The sequence below is a fragment of the Providencia sp. PROV268 genome (genome assembly GCF_028477805.1).
GTDB classification, from domain to species: Bacteria; Pseudomonadota; Gammaproteobacteria; order Enterobacterales; family Enterobacteriaceae; genus Providencia; species Providencia stuartii.
In genome coordinates, this window is sequence record NZ_JAMPLW010000012.1 from 206,812 (window position 1) to 226,409 (window position 19,598).

The 19,598-nt window shown below is 41.7% G+C and carries 19 protein-coding genes; 9 read left to right on the forward strand and 10 right to left on the reverse strand.

What is annotated here, in order from left to right; translation table 11 throughout:
- Positions 1 to 22: 22 nt before the first annotated feature.
- The 6 genes from ruvB to aspS form a co-directional block, all read right to left on the reverse strand.
- Entirely contained in the window at positions 23 to 1,033 is a 1,011-nt protein-coding gene (gene ruvB, locus PR699_RS10850; protein ID WP_004919456.1) for a Holliday junction branch migration DNA helicase RuvB, read from the reverse strand.
- 16 nt (positions 1,034 to 1,049) lie between these two features.
- Positions 1,050 to 1,667 carry a Holliday junction branch migration protein RuvA gene (gene ruvA / locus PR699_RS10855; protein ID WP_004919453.1) on the reverse strand — a complete coding sequence of 206 codons (618 nt, stop codon included), beginning with the start codon at positions 1,665 to 1,667 and terminating at the stop codon, positions 1,050 to 1,052.
- A gap of 72 nt (positions 1,668 to 1,739) precedes the next feature.
- Positions 1,740 to 2,261: a crossover junction endodeoxyribonuclease RuvC gene (gene ruvC, locus PR699_RS10860; RefSeq protein WP_004919450.1), complete on the reverse strand. Its 522-nt coding sequence runs from the start codon at positions 2,259 to 2,261 to the stop codon at positions 1,740 to 1,742.
- Between the two features lie 331 nt (positions 2,262 to 2,592).
- Positions 2,593 to 3,336 carry a YebC/PmpR family DNA-binding transcriptional regulator gene (locus PR699_RS10865; protein WP_004919448.1) on the reverse strand — a complete coding sequence of 248 codons (744 nt, stop codon included), beginning with the start codon at positions 3,334 to 3,336 and terminating at the stop codon, positions 2,593 to 2,595.
- 30 nt (positions 3,337 to 3,366) lie between these two features.
- A complete protein-coding gene (nudB, locus tag PR699_RS10870; RefSeq protein WP_169342169.1) occupies positions 3,367 to 3,798 on the reverse strand; it encodes a dihydroneopterin triphosphate diphosphatase in 432 nt (143 codons plus the stop codon).
- A 10-nt stretch (positions 3,799 to 3,808) separates the two neighbouring features.
- Complete coding sequence (gene aspS / locus PR699_RS10875; protein ID WP_053110887.1) at positions 3,809 to 5,581, reverse strand: aspartate--tRNA ligase; 1,773 nt, start codon at positions 5,579 to 5,581, stop codon at positions 3,809 to 3,811.
- Between the two features lie 573 nt (positions 5,582 to 6,154).
- Between aspS and PR699_RS10880 the strand changes: the two genes are divergently transcribed.
- From PR699_RS10880 to PR699_RS10905, 6 genes are all read left to right on the forward strand, one after another.
- Complete coding sequence (locus PR699_RS10880) at positions 6,155 to 6,475, forward strand: DUF4377 domain-containing protein (RefSeq protein ID WP_014658289.1); 321 nt, start codon at positions 6,155 to 6,157, stop codon at positions 6,473 to 6,475.
- A 152-nt stretch (positions 6,476 to 6,627) separates the two neighbouring features.
- Positions 6,628 to 7,032, forward strand: a complete 405-nt coding sequence (locus PR699_RS10885; protein WP_004919442.1) for an NUDIX domain-containing protein — start codon at positions 6,628 to 6,630, stop codon at positions 7,030 to 7,032.
- Positions 7,033 to 7,187: 155 nt separating this feature from the next.
- The gene (locus PR699_RS10890) at positions 7,188 to 7,586 is read left to right on the forward strand and encodes an MAPEG family protein (protein WP_004919441.1); all 399 of its coding nucleotides are present in this window, start codon (positions 7,188 to 7,190) and stop codon (positions 7,584 to 7,586) included.
- 132 nt (positions 7,587 to 7,718) lie between these two features.
- On the forward strand, positions 7,719 to 8,474 hold the full coding sequence (cmoA, locus tag PR699_RS10895) for a carboxy-S-adenosyl-L-methionine synthase CmoA (protein ID WP_004919440.1): 756 nt from the start codon (positions 7,719 to 7,721) through the stop codon (positions 8,472 to 8,474).
- On the forward strand, positions 8,471 to 9,442 hold the full coding sequence (gene cmoB, locus PR699_RS10900; protein WP_004919439.1) for a tRNA 5-methoxyuridine(34)/uridine 5-oxyacetic acid(34) synthase CmoB: 972 nt from the start codon (positions 8,471 to 8,473) through the stop codon (positions 9,440 to 9,442). The genes cmoA and cmoB overlap by 4 nt, the downstream gene beginning before the upstream one ends.
- Positions 9,443 to 9,652: 210 nt before the next feature.
- The gene (locus PR699_RS10905; protein ID WP_014658288.1) at positions 9,653 to 10,459 is read left to right on the forward strand and encodes a hypothetical protein; all 807 of its coding nucleotides are present in this window, start codon (positions 9,653 to 9,655) and stop codon (positions 10,457 to 10,459) included.
- Between the two features lie 376 nt (positions 10,460 to 10,835).
- Here PR699_RS10905 and cutC read toward each other — a convergent pair whose 3' ends face one another.
- Together cutC and PR699_RS10915 are read right to left on the reverse strand one after the other, a co-directional pair.
- The gene (gene cutC / locus PR699_RS10910) at positions 10,836 to 11,597 is read right to left on the reverse strand and encodes a copper homeostasis protein CutC (protein ID WP_014658287.1); all 762 of its coding nucleotides are present in this window, start codon (positions 11,595 to 11,597) and stop codon (positions 10,836 to 10,838) included.
- A gap of 178 nt (positions 11,598 to 11,775) precedes the next feature.
- Positions 11,776 to 12,330, reverse strand: a complete 555-nt coding sequence (locus tag PR699_RS10915) for a VOC family protein (protein WP_004919436.1) — start codon at positions 12,328 to 12,330, stop codon at positions 11,776 to 11,778.
- A 244-nt stretch (positions 12,331 to 12,574) separates the two neighbouring features.
- On the opposite strand from PR699_RS10915, the gene argS reads away from it, so the two are divergent.
- A complete protein-coding gene (argS, locus tag PR699_RS10920; RefSeq protein WP_014658286.1) occupies positions 12,575 to 14,305 on the forward strand; it encodes an arginine--tRNA ligase in 1,731 nt (576 codons plus the stop codon).
- An 820-nt stretch (positions 14,306 to 15,125) separates the two neighbouring features.
- Here the strand turns inward: argS and murJ are convergent.
- Together murJ and rimJ are read right to left on the reverse strand one after the other, a co-directional pair.
- Positions 15,126 to 16,661: a murein biosynthesis integral membrane protein MurJ gene (gene murJ / locus PR699_RS10925; RefSeq protein ID WP_014658285.1), complete on the reverse strand. Its 1,536-nt coding sequence runs from the start codon at positions 16,659 to 16,661 to the stop codon at positions 15,126 to 15,128.
- A 160-nt stretch (positions 16,662 to 16,821) separates the two neighbouring features.
- The gene (gene rimJ / locus PR699_RS10930; RefSeq protein WP_004919428.1) at positions 16,822 to 17,409 is read right to left on the reverse strand and encodes a ribosomal protein S5-alanine N-acetyltransferase; all 588 of its coding nucleotides are present in this window, start codon (positions 17,407 to 17,409) and stop codon (positions 16,822 to 16,824) included.
- A gap of 177 nt (positions 17,410 to 17,586) precedes the next feature.
- On the opposite strand from rimJ, the gene mdtH reads away from it, so the two are divergent.
- Both mdtH and PR699_RS10940 read left to right on the forward strand, forming a co-directional pair.
- Positions 17,587 to 18,789: a multidrug efflux MFS transporter MdtH gene (gene mdtH / locus PR699_RS10935; RefSeq protein WP_004919425.1), complete on the forward strand. Its 1,203-nt coding sequence runs from the start codon at positions 17,587 to 17,589 to the stop codon at positions 18,787 to 18,789.
- A 124-nt stretch (positions 18,790 to 18,913) separates the two neighbouring features.
- The gene (locus PR699_RS10940; RefSeq protein ID WP_004919424.1) at positions 18,914 to 19,474 is read left to right on the forward strand and encodes a lipoprotein; all 561 of its coding nucleotides are present in this window, start codon (positions 18,914 to 18,916) and stop codon (positions 19,472 to 19,474) included.
- Positions 19,475 to 19,598: the final 124 nt, after the last annotated feature.

Consider the following 19,598-nt stretch of genomic DNA (forward strand, 5'->3'; position numbering starts at 1 on the left):
GGAAATTTCTGACATTAAGCACTTAAACTTCTTTCGGAGTTAAACCAAAGTGTAGATAAGCGTGAGCTGTTGCCATCCGGCCACGAGGGGTGCGCTGGATAAAACCTTGTTGGATCAAAAATGGCTCTAAAACATCTTCGATGGTTTCCCGCTCTTCACCAATAGCCGCTGCAAGGTTATCAACCCCCACAGGTCCACCCATAAATTTATCAATAATGGCGACTAACAGTTTCCGGTCAAGGTAATCAAAACCCGCGGCATCGACGTTCAACATATCGAGTGCCTGGCTAGCAATTAGCTCATTGATGCTGCCATCACCTTTGACTTGTGCGAAATCACGTACACGGCGTAATAAACGGTTAGTAATACGCGGTGTACCTCGCGAGCGCATGGCGACTTGTCTAGCCCCTTCTTCACTAATTTCTACACCCATAAACTGAGCGCTACGTTTCACAATGTATTGCAAATCATCGACATTATAGAATTCAAGGCGCTGCACAATACCAAAACGATCACGTAATGGTGAAGTTAAAGAGCCAGCCCGTGTTGTTGCCCCAATTAAAGTAAAAGGCGGTAAATCAATTTTGATCGAGCGCGCTGCTGGCCCTTCCCCTATCATAATATCAAGTTGATAATCTTCCATTGCGGGATACAAGATCTCCTCAACAACGGGAGATAAGCGGTGGATTTCATCAATAAATAACACATCATGCGGCTCTAAGTTGGTGAGCATCGCCGCTAAATCCCCTGCTTTCTCGAGTACTGGGCCGGAGGTCGTCCGTAAATTTACCCCCATTTCATTCGCGACTATCCCTGCAAGCGTGGTTTTACCTAAACCTGGGGGGCCAAAAATTAATAGATGATCAAGTGCATCACCTCGTAACTTAGCCGCCTGAATAAAGATTTCCATCTGCTCTTTAACTTGTGGCTGCCCGATATACTCATTGAGTAATTTAGGGCGGATCGCGCGATCAATCGCTTCTTCCTCATCATGGATCACTTCAGCAGAAATTAGGCGATCAGCTTCAATCATCGTTATTTTCTCTCAATCAAAGTGCTGCACGTAATGCATCACGGATCAATGACTCACAATCACTGTCTGGCTTAGCCACTTTGCTGACCATACGACTGGCTTCTTGTGGTTTATAACCTAAAGCGACCAGTGCGGTTGCCGCCTCCGCTTCAATATCAGCGCGGCTTGATACTTTGACATTGACATCCGGCAGCTTAATATCACTGTGTTGGTTAAACAGATCACCATTGAGGCCTTTAAAGCGGTCTTTCATTTCAACGACCAAGCGTTCAGCCGTTTTTTTACCAATTCCCGGTAATTTAACCAATGATGAAATCGCTTCTTGTTCGATAGCAGAAACAAACTGTTGAGCCGACATCCCTGATAATATCGCTAAAGCCAGTTTAGGCCCAACACCATTCACTTTAATCAGCTCTTTGAATAGTGCACGCTCTTGTTTGTCATTAAAACCATACAATAATTGCGCATCTTCACGCACCACAAAATGGGTAAATACAATGGCTTCTTGACCGATTTCGGGTAATTCATAAAAGCAGGTCATTGGCATATGGACTTCATAGCCAACACCTTGCAATTCTAACAAAACAATGGGGGGTTGTTTTTCTAATACAATACCGCGTAAACGACCTATCACCTTGAAGCCCTCAGTTTATTTTATTGATAGCGCTGTTTATACCATAAAAAAGGCTGGACGTATATCCAGTCACTATCTTAATCGCCCACGCGTTAACACTAAGCGAGGATCGCCGACACGAAGCAAATTCTGATTAAAATGACAATGCGTTATAGCAATAGCTAAGGCATCCGCTGCATCTGATTGAGGATTAGCAGAAAGTTTAAGTATCGATTTAACCATATGCTGTACTTGGCTTTTTTCCGCGGCCCCTGTACCGACAACGGTTTGCTTCACTTGCCGCGCAGCATATTCAAACACAGGAATATTTTGATTAACACCTGCTACAATCGCTACACCACGAGCTTGGCCCAATTTCAAGGCTGAGTCGGCGTTTTTTGCCATAAACACTTGTTCAATTGCTAATACATCGGGTTGGTATTGAGTGATAATTTCCGAGACTCCCGCATAAATACGTTGCAGACGGCTTGGTAAATCATCAACCTGAGTACGAATACAACCACTTCCTAAATAAAAAAGTTGCCTGCCTTGTTGGCGGATAACACCATAGCCCGTTACACGTGAACCGGGGTCTATACCTAAAATAATCGCCATATCAAAGCCTATTAATATCCATTATTACTTTTAATATCATCTTATCTGTATCTTTCCGCGGCGACAATACTCATGCCGTCCCTTAATAATCGTATTGATAAGCGACTATGACTAGCGAGTCTCTCTAAGCTGAGATAAAAAAGCACAGAAATAGCCTATTTCCCAATATCATTAGGCCCAAAAAAACAGACAGGAAAGACAAAATGCACAAAAGCGCTAGATGGCAAACCAGTAAGCCACGCAGAGTAGATAAAGGAGCAGCTATTATTAGAGATGCGTTAGAGAAAACAGGCTGAATTCAGCCCGCTTTCTCTACGCGAGTGATAGCTGATTACAGTTGTGCTGCTACTTCGTCAGAGATATCACCGTTATGATAAACTTCCTGCACGTCGTCAGAATCTTCCAACATATCGATTAGGCGCAGTAATTTAGGTGCTGTTTCAACATCCAGCTCTGCTTTAGTTGATGGGATCATCGAAACTTCGGCCGCTTCGCTAGTAAAGCCAGCTGCATCCAGAGCATCTTTCACTTCACCAAAAGTTTCTGGTGTGGTGTAAACGTCGATAGCGCCATCGTCATAAGTTTCAACATCTTCAGCGCCCGCTTCTAATGCAGCTTCCATCAAGGCATCTTCATCAACGCCCGGTGCATAAGTGATAACGCCACGCTTAGTAAATAAGTAGGAAACTGAACCATCTGTTCCGAGGTTACCGCCAGTTTTGGTGAAAGCATGACGCACTTCAGAAACGGTACGATTACGGTTATCACTCAAACATTCAACCATCACCGCTGTGCCGCCTGGGCCATAGCCTTCATAAATGATAGTTTCCATATTATCGTTTTCATCATTCCCAACACCACGCGCAATTGCGCGGTTTAAAGTATCACGGGTCATGTTGTTCGATAATGCTTTATCCACAGCAGCACGCAAACGCGGGTTAGTAGCAGGATCACCGCCCCCTAAACGCGCCGCTGTCACCAGCTCACGGATAATTTTAGTAAAAATCTTACCGCGCTTAGCATCTTGTGCCGCTTTACGGTGTTTGGTGTTGGCCCATTTACTATGACCTGCCATGAAATATCTCCAAAAACGTCAATAAAATAATTAAATAGCAAATTCTAAAATAGCTTGACGGTTACTCCAAGATTTCGTTAATTCCGCCGCTTTCTGCGGTGGAACCCAACAAAACTCAGTATGCTCCGTCAAAAGTGGTACTTGTTCAACACGCAGTACCATTTTAAACCAGTGCTCTTTGCAATGTGTTACACCGGGAGCATAACGATGCCTGAAATGCGCAAAAATTTCAAAAGTGACTTCACGCGCCAAGTCATACAGTTGCCCCTCTTGGGGGAGGAAGCCCGTTTCTTCACGGACTTCCCGCATTGCGGTTTCAAACGCACCTTCATGATCTTCTAAGCTACCCGTTACGGATTGCCAAAAATCGGGATCATCTTTGCGCCGTAGCATAAGCACATTACCGCTGCTTTCAGCGGTAATGATCACTAACACCGACTCTGGGCGTTTAAAACTATTCATGTCGAATAAATTAGTCTTCAGCGTTTTTTGCATCAACTGAAATAGCTAATTCTGTTAGTGCATCTGGATTCGCTTGGCTTGGTGCACTAGTTAGTAAACACGCCGCAGCCGTTGTTTTAGGGAATGCAATAACATCACGAATATTATCAGTTCCCGTTAATAGCATGACTAAACGGTCGAGACCAAACGCCAAACCGGCATGTGGCGGTGTACCGTATTTTAATGCATCTAGCAAGAAGCCAAATTTCTCACGTTGTTCGTGTTCATTAATACCTAGAATATTAAACACGGTTTGTTGCATTTCGCTACGATGGATACGCACAGAGCCACCACCGACTTCATAGCCATTGATGACCATATCATAGGCATTAGCAACAGCTTCTTCTGGGTTTTTGGCCAGATCTTCCGGTGAATAGTCACGTGGTGAAGTGAATGGGTGGTGCATTGCACTTAGGCCACCTTCGCCATCCTCTTCAAACATTGGGAAATCAATCACCCAAAGTGGCTTCCAGCTATTTAAGTCTGTCAGTTCAAAATCACGACCTACTTTCAGTCGCAATGCCCCCATTGAATCGGTCACAACATTTTTTGCTCCTGCACCAAACAGCAGAATGTCACCGTCAGCGGCCTCTGTTCTTTCAAGAAGTTGGTTAATAACGTCTTCATTTAAGAACTTAGCGACAGGGCTTTGAATACCTTCTAAACCTTTTGCACGTTCGTTTACTTTCATCCATGCTAGCCCTTTGGCACCATAGATGCTAACAAATTGACCATACTCATCAATCTGTTTACGAGTCATGACAGCACCGTTAGGCACTTTCAATGCCACAACACGGCCTTTTGGATCGTTCGCTGGCCCTGAAAAAACGGCAAACTCGACATTTTTAACGATATCAGCTACATCCACTAATTCCATTGGGTTACGTAGGTCAGGTTTATCTGAACCGTAGCGACGCATTGCCTCTGCGAAGGTCATTATTGGGAAGTCACCGAGATCAACACCTTTAACGTCCAACCATAATTGGCGGATCATGCGTTCCATGATTTCACGTACTTGTTCTGCCGTCATAAATGACGTTTCGACGTCGATCTGGGTAAATTCAGGCTGACGGTCTGCACGCAAGTCTTCATCACGGAAACATTTAACGATTTGATAATAGCGGTCAAAGCCAGACATCATCAGCAATTGTTTAAACAATTGTGGTGACTGTGGCAACGCATAAAATTTACCTTTATGCACACGGCTTGGCACTAAGTAGTCACGAGCACCTTCTGGCGTTGCCTTGGTCAGCATTGGCGTTTCGACATCGATAAAGCCTTCTTTATCCATAAAGTTACGGACGAAGCTGGTAATTTTTGCGCGAGTGCGTAAGCGCTCTGACATTTCAGGGCGACGTAGGTCAAGATAGCGGTATTTTAAGCGGCGCTCTTCCGTATTAGATTGGTTGCTATCTAACGGCAGTGGCTCTGATTTATTAAAAACGTTGAGATCTTCAGCAAAGATTTCAATTTCCCCCGTCGCCATGTCTTTATTTTTTTGGTTATCTGGGCGAGCGCGGACAGTTCCTGTAATTTGTATACAGAATTCATTACGCAATTCCGAAGCTTTTTCAAAGAGGTCTTTGCGCTCAGGGTCGAAAAATACTTGCACGACACCTTCTCGGTCACGCATATCGATAAAAATCAAACCACCCAAATCACGACGGCGGTTTACCCATCCACAAAGAGTGACCTTTTGGCCTTCATGAGCAATGTTTAACTGCCCACAATAGTTAGTACGCATACAATATCCTTTTTTACTCAGCTTGTTGTGCATTTTACTTGCTGCGGAAATTTGGCATTTTGCTGAACATTCAGAATGTCAAAAAGGCAGACATTATACAGGAAATTCTGTTGCACAAACAGTTACGTATTAGCGGACACAGCTAATATTTTTGTTTTTAATCATCTTTTAATCGATTAAAAGTTAATCGAAACACGTAACGATGACTGTACATGGCTATAAACAGAATTTATGACTGTTGGTGATTTTAAGTGACTCCGCGAATTATGTACATATTGCAAGGCGGGTTTATTTAATTACGTTATTCTGTTTCATGACCGCAACATAGACAATGGTGTTTGCGTTATCCATTATCCTTACGCGCTCGAAACAAAATGATGCTTAATTTTCAAACAAAATAGATAATAAGGTTATTCTAGCTCATCACTACACGACGATGAATGTGATAACAAACAAAAACCTATTTAACTGCATACGAGCAAAATAATTGTTCAATTTGAATTGATTTAAGAATAATTACCTGCTGTTATTTATTATAATCATACTTATTTGAACTGCATATAAGGCCATCCGATGAAAAAAAGTCTCTTCGTTTCTTCTCTATTTCTACTGCTTGTAGGCTGCCAAACCGTGAAACCTGCTGATAACACAAAAACTTTTTATATTGATTCAACATTGGCTGATTGCGTTGGTGTTGCCCCCATGAAATGTATGAAAGTCAAACAAGCCCCAAATGCCGAGTGGGAATTTTTTTATGGCAATATCCAAGGGTTTGAATATGAATCAGGCTACCAATACACTTTGAAAGTCAAACAATTTGACGTTGCTAATCCGCCTGCTGATGCCCCAAATGTCAGATATGAGTTAGTTGAAATTATTAATAAAGCCAAATAATTCATATAAAATTTTATATTACCCATTAGTGGACCATGATTTTGTCTACTAATGGGGAACCATACAAAACCCATTGTTTTCATTATATTTGAGTAATATTATTAACATCACATCATAGTGGCCCCAACACTTAAAACAAAGAGTTAAAGGCAATGGACAATAAAATTATCGATAAGTTAGGCTTAATTACACTTGTTGACCGCAAAGTAGCAATGGTTCGTTCTCATAATAAGACACTCTTCTATATTCCGGGCGGAAAGCGCGAACCTAACGAAAGTGATGAACAAGCCTTATGTCGAGAAATTGAAGAAGAGTTAACCTTAACCTTACATAAAGATTCTCTTCAATTTTATGATGAATTTATTGGCGCAGCTGATGGTAAACAAGATGGAACTCAGGTACGTATTCGTTGCTATTTTGCGCATTATAATGGTACCCCTCGTCCTGCCGCAGAAATTGCGGAGCTTGCTTGGTTTGATAGCCATGACCTAGCAAAATGTTCAGCCACTGCTGCGATCATTATGGCGAAATTACAACAAGATGGCCTAATTAATTAAGTTAATCACCAACAGATTACGTTGTTGTGGAGCCTTAATTTAAGGGTAAACTAATTAGACATTATACTATTAGTAAATTTTACTAATATCTATTAATATAGTGAATAGTTTTAATCAATCAGTGAATCAATTTGGTTAAGCAATGGAGTGAATAAATGGTCAGCTCTCTGTATGCTGTACTGGGCGCTTTGTTACTACTTAAACTATCGTTGAATGTTGTGAAGCTCAGAAATCAATATCGAGTATCTTATGGTGATGGGGGTTTCTATGAGCTACAAACAGCGATTCGCGCTCATGGTAACGCTATAGAGTACATCCCCATTGCTTTGATATTATTGCTTTTTATGGAGATGAACGGCGCGCAGGTTTGGATGATCCACTTATGTGGCTTAGTTTTAATCGCAGGGCGTATACTCCACTCTTATGGCCTGAAAAATCATGATATCTCTTATCGTCGCTCAGGCATGGCGGCAACCTATATTGCCATGACATTGATGGTTATCGCCAATATCTATTACCTACCTTGGATCCAAATTTTTTCCTTCAATCTTTAATTTTTATTATCAACGCGGCACTTTATTTAAGTGTCGTAAAACTTTTATTGCTGTTTTGACTGATTGATTTTCAGGTTACGCGCCTTTTCTGCTACAATCCGCAACTACTTTTGTTTTACATACACAGATCTTATGTCAAGTCAGGAATCCAACAATAAAGACAGCCTCTTTAGCGCTCCGATTGCCAACTTAGGTGATTGGCAATTCGATGAAAAAGTTGCCGAAGTCTTTCCCGATATGATCCAGCGCTCGGTGCCGGGTTATTCAAACATTATCACGATGATTGGGATGCTAGCTGGGCGCTTTGTCACCGAAAACAGCCGTGTCTATGATCTTGGTTGCTCATTGGGAGCAGCAACGCTGTCAATTCGCCGCAATATTACCGCGCAACATTGCCAAATTATTGCTGTCGATAATTCACCTGCAATGGTTGAACGTTGCCGTCGTCATATTGACGCTTACAAAGCCGCAACGCCCGTCGAGGTTATCGAAGGTGATATTCGCGATATCCCTATTGAAAATGCATCGATGGTGGTACTCAATTTTACGTTGCAGTTCCTTAATCCTAATGACCGCCAACAGCTATTAACTAAAATTTATCAAGGCCTCAAACCCGGCGGTATCCTTGTGCTGTCAGAAAAATTCAATTTTGAAGACAAAGAGATTGGTGAATTGTTATTCAATATGCATCATGATTTTAAACGTGCAAATGGTTATAGCGAATTAGAAATCAGCCAGAAACGCAGCATGTTAGAAAATGTTATGCTGACCGACTCTGTTGAAACACATAAGTTACGGTTAAAACAAGCCGGCTTTACGCATTGTGAAGTATGGTTCCAATGCTTTAACTTTGGCTCCTTATTAGCACTTAAAGAGGCACAGTTATGATTGATTTCGGGCGCTTTTATCAGCAAATTGCAACAGGCCCTTTAAGTCATTGGCTTGAAACATTACCCGCTCAACTTAGCGAGTGGAAAAACTCGCAATTACACGGTGGATTCAAATCATGGGAAAAAATGTTAGAAAATTTACCCATCATGACCCCCACCCAACTCGATTTAAAAAATAGCGTAACTGCGATACGTGACCCTGAATTATCCGCAGGGGAAACTCGCCGTCTTAATAGTATTCTTGAGCAATTAAAACCCTGGCGTAAAGGCCCTTTCTCTCTATACGGTATCAATATCGATACGGAATGGCGCTCTGATTGGAAATGGGATCGGGTTTTACCTCACATCTCCCCTTTAAAGGATAAAATGATCCTTGATGTGGGTTGTGGTAGTGGTTACCACATGTGGCGCATGTTAGGCGAAGGCGCCTCATTTGTCGTCGGGATTGATCCTACACAACTGTTTCTTTGCCAATTTGAAGCGGTTAGGAAATTACTGGGCGATGACCAACGCGCTCATTTATTACCATTAGGCATCGAACAGCTCCCCGCACTTAATGCCTTTGATAGCGTATTTTCAATGGGAGTGCTCTATCATCGTCGTTCTCCTCTTGACCACTTATGGCAGCTAAAAAATCAATTAGTCAGTGAAGGCGAGCTAATTTTAGAAAGCTTGGTTGTTGAAGGGGATGAGTTCCAGTGCTTAGTACCCGGTGACCGTTATGCACAAATGCGTAACGTTTACTTTATTCCATCGGCTAAAATGCTTAAAGTTTGGTTAGAAAAATGTGGTTTTGTCGATGTGCGGATCGTTGACCAAGCCGTCACCACAGTTGAAGAGCAGCGCCGTACTGAGTGGATGAAAACGGATTCATTAGCAGAATTTCTAGACCCTAATGACTCAACAAAAACCATCGAAGGTTACCCTGCTCCATTACGCGCTATCCTCGTTGCACGTAAACCCTAAAATCATCGAATAAGGGTGACTTGTTTCACTCTTATTCTTTTCTCAATTTATTCTCCGTATTTTTAAATCTGTAGTTGCCCAAATAGTAATAATACATTTATCAAACCCTGCAAACATTTTATCTCTCAATATTTATTGATATAATATACTTATACAAAAATTTAAATAGCGGTTAGCCTTTATTAATGACAGACTCATTTGGATACGATCATGAAACTGCCCCATTTTTTTATTTTTCCTCTCTCTTTTCTCTTATTCGCTTGCTCCCCCCCAGAAAATAAAATTCATACTGCAATAAAAAAAGAGATTGCCACACATTATCCTGATCCTGACTCAATACAATATAAAGATATTGTTGTTCATAGGAATGCCGATGAAGCCATCGTTTGTGGTGAGTTTAATGCAAAGAATAATCAAAATGAATTTATGGGGTTTAGGCCATTTATTAGTGAAGTCTATATCGGTGACGATATCGCAATTAACTCTGTTCGTGTTGGCAATCGCATCCGTAAAGACAGCTTTCCTGCCTTAGTTTGTGAGCACGGCGGTTATGAGGGTGGTATTAAAGCGCAGAACCTTCAAAATAAAGCGTTTATAGATAATATGAATGGGTTAGCTCAAATCGAAAACTATATTAACGATTCATCAGTCGGTAATCGAGTGAGAGCTCATCTCATTAATAGAGCAAAAGAGATTTACGACAATGAATTAAGCCCTGAAACACTCAAGGTCGTTGACTCAACAGAAGGACGTTTGGTTACTGTTGTTGCCTATAAAAAAGGTGATGATGTCTATTTTGCTTCCATACTGAATCAAAAGATCTATGAGTTAGAGCCTATAAAAAATTCCGTCGTAAAATATATCCATGGGGCTGAAAAAGATAAGAACCTCGTTGTATTAGGAAATTATACGACTGAGGATAACGGTGGAAAACCCTCAAAGCTGCTACCATTGGCAATTGAGATCCTAGAAAATGGTGTTTCTTATGCAAACGCTGTTTTTCCAGCCAAATCCTAGTTCAAGGTAATTTTATTGGGCACGTTATTATCTTATTTTCTATAACGGCCCAATCAATTTACGTGTATTTATGGATAAAGAAGATTATCTTATACGCGGTTTCTTATGCCTTATTACCTCGAGAAAAACAGCATATAACTGTTCTCTTTAAAGCGCGAAACTATTCCCCTTTTTAATATCTTATCGATATTGCCTTATCATTTAATTCTTATTTAGCATGATCTCTAAAATGACTTTGAATACTGTTTTATGGGTAAAAGGCTATATTGAACGATTTATTACTTACTATCTCTTTTCTGTATTGATTACATGACCTAAAATAAAAAGAGAGATAAAACTCTCCCTTTTTATTAATTATTATTGAATAGTTTCGTTTTTATGCCGAAATCTTTTCAGTGATCGAAATAAAATCTTTCATCGCTTCAACGGTTGGCCCATCAACGCAGTAATGAGTAAATTCATCATTTTCACTGTTTGATGCCATCGTCACCCCTGCTTTACGATAACTCATACTTGACGGAACTGATTTCCCCGCCGAACTGTGCAATTCTACCAGCCCTATTTCCATAAACTTACTTAAATTAGCCAGCCGAACCCCTGCACCAGCCATAATCACTGGGCCGTTAATTTCAATACTTTTTTCGTTTAACTCTTTAAGTAACGGTAATCCCAACTCTGCATTCTGCTGCTGCCCCGATGTAAGAATACGAGCAACCCCTAAACTTTTTAGTTGTTCAAAGGCTAATAAGGGATTCACGCACATATCGAATGCACGGTGAAACGTGATATTCATTCCCGTTGCTATCTCCATCAATATCGCCATGCGGTCGATATCGATACGCCCTTCGGTATCGAGAATTCCGATAACTGCTCCCGGGAAGCCCATCTCTTTCACCATCCGCAGATCTTCACAGATTACTTCAAATTCATTCGTGTTATAGCAAAAATCGCCTCCGCGCGGACGAATAATAGGATGAACGGGGATATGAAGTTTTTCGCTTGCTAATTTTAGATAGCCATAACTTGGTGTCAGGCCGCCATCTGCTGCACCGGAGCATAATTCAATACGATCAGCGCCGTATTCTTGTGCAACTTGTGCACATTCGATACCGAAACAGCAAATTTCCAATTTTGCCATGACCACCTCCAAAACGTAGGATTAAAGCGTTGCTTTAACATCTAATTAATAACTTAAAGGAACTTGTTAATCGTTAACATTCGATTAATGATGCCACTAATTTTTGAACGTTACCGGATTAACATCACACCATTAACAGTTTTTTACGAATTGTTCGTAATAACGTTAATTGCATCACTTATTTTTCGCTTTCAATAATCTGTTTCAGCGCGTAAGGGTGATATTTCAAAGTAATTATCCCATTTGTCACTGCTAATGTCGGATTAGGCAATCTTTCTAACTGCCCTTTCGGTTGACTCATTTTCAAGCTGTAGCCCTCTGGAAGCGGATGTGGCAGTAATGCCAATGCACTCTGCTCTAGCTGTTCTGGGGCGACATTAATGACCATCTCAACGTGCTCCCATGTCTCTTGTGGGTACATTTTTCCTTTTGGAAAAGGCAATTCGACCACATAAACCTGTTGAGATGCGATTATTAATGGTTTGTTCAATTCGAATAAACAGATCGGACGCCCGTTAATTTCATTTTCAGACAGTAACTGACCGCATTGGTGGAGGCCTTTCCGCCAGCGCTCTGCTGTTTCATTATGATGACAACGGACAGAAACATGGTCTATCAGGTGATCGTTTAAGGATAAAGCTAATACTTTAGCCATTTGCGTTAATTTTTGCTCAAACTCAGGCAACGTGTTCCATAGATCTTGCAGTTCAGGCACATTGGCAAATTCAGTCATTCAACACACTCTTTTCTAAACACCGTTTATCTCTTCGCATTCGCGATATACTCTCAATTTTTCGTCTGTTGTGTTATCAACGCTATTGAAATATGACAGCTATACCGTGAATAAAACTGCCAGACTGTAGCACGACTCCCTTAAAATATGGTATAAAACCTGCCGAATTTTCTCTTCTTTCTTTTAGTTCTACGCATGTGATGGCACAATGCGATAACTATGGTTCGTTATTTAAGGTAATCCGGTGAATATTCAGGCTATTCTTTCAGATAAAATCAGTGCTGCAATGCAGGCAGCGGGAGCTCCAGAAGGCAGTGATGCCCTTGTGCGTCAATCAGCGAAAGCGCAGTTTGGTGACTATCAAGCCAACGGTGTAATGGGCGCTGCTAAAAAAATGGGCATCAATCCCCGACAACTGGCCGAGCAGATTGTCAGCCATTTAGATCTTGAAGGTATTGCAAGCAAGGTAGAAATCGCAGGGCCGGGTTTTATCAATATTTTCCTTGAGCCAAGCTGGCTCACCACACAAGTGGAACAAGCATTAACCTGTGATCGCCTTGGCCTATCCCCTGTTAAATCAGAAACTATCGTCATCGACTATTCCGCGCCAAACGTGGCCAAGCAGATGCACGTAGGCCATTTGCGTTCGACAATTATCGGTGATGCTGCCGCACGTACTTTAGAGTTTTTAGGGCATAAAGTGATCCGTGCTAACCATGTTGGTGACTGGGGTACGCAATTTGGTATGCTGATCGCTTACCTCGAAAAAATGCAAAATGAAAATGCAAGTGACATGGCATTGGCAGATCTCGAGGAGTTTTACCGCGAAGCAAAACAACACTATGACAGCGATGAAGTATTCGCTGAGCGCGCAAGAGGTTACGTGGTTAAATTGCAATCAGGTGATGAGTACTGCCGTAAAATGTGGCGTAAACTGGTTGATATCACCATGCAGCAAAACCAAGAAACCTATCGTCGCTTGAACGTGACGTTAACTGAAGATGACGTCATGGGCGAAAGTTTATATAACGATATGCTGCCTGGGATTGTCGCTGACTTGAAAGCCAAAGGGCTCGCAGTAGAAAGCGAAGGTGCTACTGTCGTTTATCTTGACGAATTTAAAACTAAAGAAGGCGAGCCTATGGGCGTTATTGTCCAGAAAAAAGATGGCGGCTTCTTATATACGACAACAGATATCGCTTGTGCAAAATATCGTCATGAAGTACTGCATGCTGACCGTGCACTTTACTATATTGATTCACGTCAGCACCAACACTTGATGCAGGCATGGACAATCGTACGTAAAGCCGGTTATATCCCAGAATCAATGTCTCTCGAACATCACATGTTTGGTATGATGCTCGGTAAAGATGGCAAGCCTTTTAAAACTCGCTCAGGCGGTACTGTTCGCCTCTCTGACTTATTAGATGAAGCGATTGAACGTGCGCAAGTACTCATCCGCAGCAAAAACCCCGATATGCCAGAAGATGAGTTAAACAACGTTGCAAATGTTGTCGGTATTGGTTCAGTGAAATATGCAGACTTATCAAAAAGCCGTACAACGGATTATATTTTTGATTGGGATAACATGTTAGCTTTCGAAGGTAATACCGCACCGTATATGCAATATGCTTATACGCGTGTCGCCTCAATCTTCAAAAAAGCAAACGTGACACAAGCGGATCTCACACTGCCTATCGTGTTACAAGACCCACGTGAAATTGCACTTGCTACACGTTTGATGCAATTTGAAGAAACCATCTTGATGGTCGCACGTGATGGTACGCCACATGTTATGTGCGCTTACCTTTATGATTTAGCCGGCCTGTTCTCAAGCTTCTATGAACACTGTCCTATTTTAAGCGCCGAAGATGAAGCTCAGCGCCAAAGCCGCTTAAAATTAGCGCTATTGACCCAGAAGACATTAAAAGCTGGGCTGGATACTTTAGGGATCGATACCGTCGAACGTATGTAAGCTGATATCTAAGTGTCATATTGATAATAAACCCTATGCTGTGCATAGGGTTTATTGTTTCTGTCGACTCAATTTCAGGAAATTTTTTTCGTGCTCTTTAGACCGCCTTATTTCAATATGAGCGTTAGAGCTGAGAGACGAAATAGCATGCCCCTCCAATACCGTAATAAAAAGCGGCCTCATTATATGAATCAGCGATATTATTTATTAGACGAAAGCCCCTCTCTTTAAAATTTTCACGAAGCTTCTTACCAGCTGTTATGACGTTTTTTACAGCAAATGTTAGTAATTATTTTTCTCTGGTTAAATGTATCATTATAGTCAGGCAAAGATGCCGATACTGTTTTGACACATTTAACCTTAAATTCATTTCTTGAAAATGAAATTATCATATAGAAGTATTAAACCAATCAATACCAGCGCTATCCCCGATATATAGTTAAGTGCAATGGTCATTTTTTTATTACGTTGAGACATACGAGCCAATAATCCCCCTGTTAATCCTGCTGTTATATTGATCGGCAAAGCCGTGGCAAGGTGGCATGTATCGCTACCCCATGGGGAAAGGCCAAGACTCGACGTACATGATCTTCCAATGAATGGATTATTACAGGACTATTTGACTAATAATCCAGCTCAAATGGCCCTGTCATTACTGACAAAATTTTAACAACCTGTTAAATACTGCGGGTGGCATAAGGCGCTACTTAAGCGCTTTGTGTATGCCTAATACTATTGCCAAGCAAATGGGTAGTGAGAAAATTGCTACAATAAGAATTTCTGAACGCCCCAATGGGGCGTTTCAGTTATTTATTGTGGCTTAAATACTCTGCTTTTTAAAATCTCTTGGGCGGAAACCTAAAGCGAATAGCGTGGCGAAATAGCTCCCAGCACCAATAATCACCACAAAAATTAAGCGCAATAAACGCATGGCCATATTGCCTTCTTGCCATTCTGGCATAAAGTGCAATACACCAAACAGAACCGCTGACATCACGATAAGGGCAATGACGAGTTTAAAAATAAAACCTCGCCAACCGGCAAGTGGTTTGAAAATTTCTTGCTTGCGTAATTGCCAATAAAGGACACCCGCGTTAAAACACGCTGCTAAACCAATCGACAGTGCTAATCCGGCATGCTTCATTGGCCCAATAAATGCTAAGTTCATTAACTGAGTTAGAATTAATGTGACAATAGCGATTTTAACTGGTGTTTTAATGTCCTGACGTGAATAGAACCCTGGCGCCAAAATTTTCACTAGGATCATCCCTGTCAGCCCTACACAATAGGCCATTAATGCGTATTGCGTCATCAATGAGTCATGAGCTGTAAACTTATCATACTGGAACAGCGATACGGTAAGCGCTTCCGAAAGGATCGCTAAACCAATCGCGCAAGGCAAGGCGAGCAATAAACAGAGGCGTAAGCCCCAATCCATTAAATGACGATATTCTTGATGGTTACCACTAGTAAAACTTTTCGATAGTGAAGGTAACAAAATGGTTCCTAATGCAACACCCAGCACCCCTGATGGCAACTCCATCAACCTATCCGCATAATACATCCAAGACACTGAGCCAGATTGCAGAAATGATGCGAAAATAGTATTGATAATCAACGAAATTTGGCTAACAGATACCCCAATAATGGCAGGCCCCATCATTTTCATTACTCGCCAAACACCACTATCGCGAAAAGAAATCCGTGGCAGAACTAACATGCCAATCTTTTTCAAATGCGGGAGTTGATACACCAGTTGCAAAATTCCCCCCACAATCACTGCCCAAGCTAATGACATTACGGGAGGATCAAAGTAAGGCGCCGCAAATGCTGCAAAGAAAATCATACTCACATTCAACAACGTTGGCGCAAACGCAGGAACCGAAAAACGATTCCATGTATTTAAAATTGCACCAGCTAACGACGCGAGTGAGATTAAAAAGATATAAGGAAAGGTGACCCGCAGTAGGTCTGTGGTTAATGCAAACTTATCGGCATCGGCAGCAAAGCCCGGCGCCGTCACATAGATAATCCAAGGGGCGGCAATCATACCGATCACGGTGACAATCGCTAGTGCGAGGGTAAGCATCCCCGAAATATACGCCACAAAAGTACGAGTTGCTTCATCGCCTTGTTGGTTTTTATATTCCGCCAGTATTGGCACGAATGCTTGAGAGAACGCCCCTTCTGCAAAAATACGGCGTAATAAATTAGGTAATTTGAAGGCGACAAAAAAGGCGTCCGCGGCTGCCCCTGCACCAAATACCCGAGCGATAATTGCGTCACGGATAAATCCAAGTACCCGAGACATCATGGTCATAGAGCTTATCGCTGCTAATGATTTTAATAAATTCATGATAGGTAGACTAAAAGAAAACAATTATGCCAGTTTATCAGCGTGGAGCATGACTGACTATGATTGGATGATAAAATCAGAGGTTACTTGCCCGAGTCCGAGAGCAGCAAGCTGATAATTTTGATACGCTGCACTCGAATTATTAGGCGTATACCGTTAATTAGGGTTTCACCGGTTTCCAATTTGCATCGGTTAACGCCGTAAGTACATGGTCACGCCACTGGCCGTCAATCTGCAAATATTGTTTGGCATACCCTTCTCGCTCAAAACCGAGACGAGCCAAAAGGTTACCGCTACGCAAATTGTGTGGCATGTAATTAGCCATAATGCGGTGCATCCCTTGATGTTTTTGCATATAACGGATAGCTTGTGAAAGGGCTTCATACATCAACCCTTGCCCCTGCCACTTTTCACCTAATGAGTAGCCTAGATAGCACGCATGAAAAGCACCACGCAATACATTACTGAAATTCGCCACACCCATCACTTCATTTTCTTGACTGTCTAAGAGTAAAAAATGATAGGCGTTTCCCTGACGATGCAGCTCGGTCATTAAATGTAAGCGACTATTCCAGCTTGATGGATTGAAATGTGAACTGTCTCGGGTTGGCTCCCAAGGTTTCAAAAATTCTCTGTTTTCGCTGTAGTAATCTGCTAATCGATAGCCGTCACGCTCATATGCTAACCGTACAACCATCCTTTCTGTCACAAGACGCACTTTTGGTTCATTTGTCCGATAACCAAACATCGTTAACCCTTTTAAAAATTAAATCGCCAGAGATGGCATAAGGATAAAAACACATTATCAATAACCATTAGGTATAACGATAAAAAAATATCATCTTCCCCTTTCTATTCTACTGATATTATTGATGAGAAACATTAAGAATCCTTCCCTCTTTATTATTTTTTACGATGGTGTGTCATGGCGCAGGTGTCACAGGCAAGAAGTCTAGGTAAATATTTTTTACTCCTAGACAACATGCTGGTTGTTCTCGGTTTTTTTGTCGTGTTTCCATTGATCTCTATTCGCTTTGTTGACCAGCTAGGTTGGGCCGCCGTCATTGTTGGCTTTGCTTTAGGTCTGAGACAATTTGTTCAGCAAGGACTTGGGATCTTTGGTGGTGCTATTGCAGACCGCTTTGGCGCTAAGCCAATGATAGTCATAGGGATGCTATTGCGAGCCTGTGGCTTTGTGCTCATGGCAATTGCCAATGACCCTTGGGTGTTGTGGCTCTCCTGTGTCTTGTCAGCATTAGGTGGAACACTATTTGATCCTCCAAGAACCGCATTAGTTATTAAGCTAACAAGGCCTTATGAGCGTGGACGCTTTTATTCTCTGCTGCTCATGCAAGACAGCGCGGGCGCCGTTATTGGTGCACTGATTGGTAGTTGGTTACTGCAATACGATTTCCATTATGTCTGTTGGGCTGGCGCGGCCGTCTTTGTACTTGCCGCTATTTGTAATGCTTGGCTACTCCCGGCCTACCGTATTTCAACGGTAAGAACACCAATCAAAGAAGGTATGAGCCGAGTACTCAAAGATACCCGTTTTGTGACCTATGTGGTCACGTTAGCTGGTTATTTTATGCTCTCTGTACAGGTTATGCTGATGTTCCCTATTGTTGTGAATGAAATCGCAGGCACGCCAACCGCAGTGAAATGGATGTATGCCATTGAAGCCGTTATTTCATTAACGTTACTTTATCCCATCGCCCGTTGGAGTGAAAAATATTTTCGCCTTGAGCAGCGTTTAATGGCTGGATTGTTTTTAATGAGTTTAAGCATGTTTCCTATCGGTATGACGAGCTCTTTACCTGTTTTATTTGGATTAATATGCTTATTTTATTTAGGCACTGTAACCGCCGATCCTGCACGAGAAACATTAAGTGCTTCACTGGCAGATCCACGTGCACGCGGTAGTTATATGGGGTTTAGCCGCTTAGGATTAGCTTTAGGAGGTGCTGTTGGCTACACTGGTGGAGGTTGGATGTACGATATTGGTCACCAATGGGATCTGCCACAATTACCGTGGTTTTTATTAGGTGTAATTGGTTTCATCACTCTTTGGGCACTGCATAAACAATTTAACCGTAAGAAAATTGAATCTGCCATGTTAAGTGGTTAATAACGGAGATATTTAGACTCTACACGCCCATAAATTTAAACTTTAACTAACAAAAATGTGGGTAAAAGGCCAATTAACCATAATTATAGGATAAGATAGTCAAGTTACTGTAAAAGGAGTGTTTATGAAACAATTTATATTGGCGGCTCTGATTGGCTGTTTGACTTTACTCACTGGCTGTAGCCAACTTACTGAATTTTCGATTAGCGAAAATACAGTTAATCAGTATCTTGCAAATAAAGTTAAATATAACAATAAAGTTGGTATTTCTGGCGTCGCGGATGCAGACATCCAATTAACCAACTTGAAATCAGAAATTGGTCGCAGTGAGCCGGGGAAAATCGCCTTAACGGGGGATGCCGCAGTCAACTTAGATACTTTATTAGGTAAAGCCGAGGCCAAAATAGCGCTTACCCTAACGGCTCGCCCTTATTTTGACGCTCAAGCAGGCGCCATTTACTTAAAAGAGCTGAACATCAGCCAATACACTGTCACTCCTGAGAGTATGGATACCGCTATTGCTGCCGTGATCCCATACCTCAACAGTTCATTAGAAACCTTTTTTGAGACACAACCGGTTTATGTGTTGAATCCAGAAAATAGTGCAGCTGAGGCAACGGCTAAAAAATTAGCAAAAGGGCTTGAAATCAAACCAGGCAAGCTCGTTATTCCTTTAGTTGACTAACATCCATAAAAATTTTCGATTGAAAACAGCACAAAAGGCAACGTTTTTAGACGTTGCCTTTTCTTTATCTACCTATATACCCGTTTATCAAAATGCTACGCGTTATACTTAATACCAATACAAA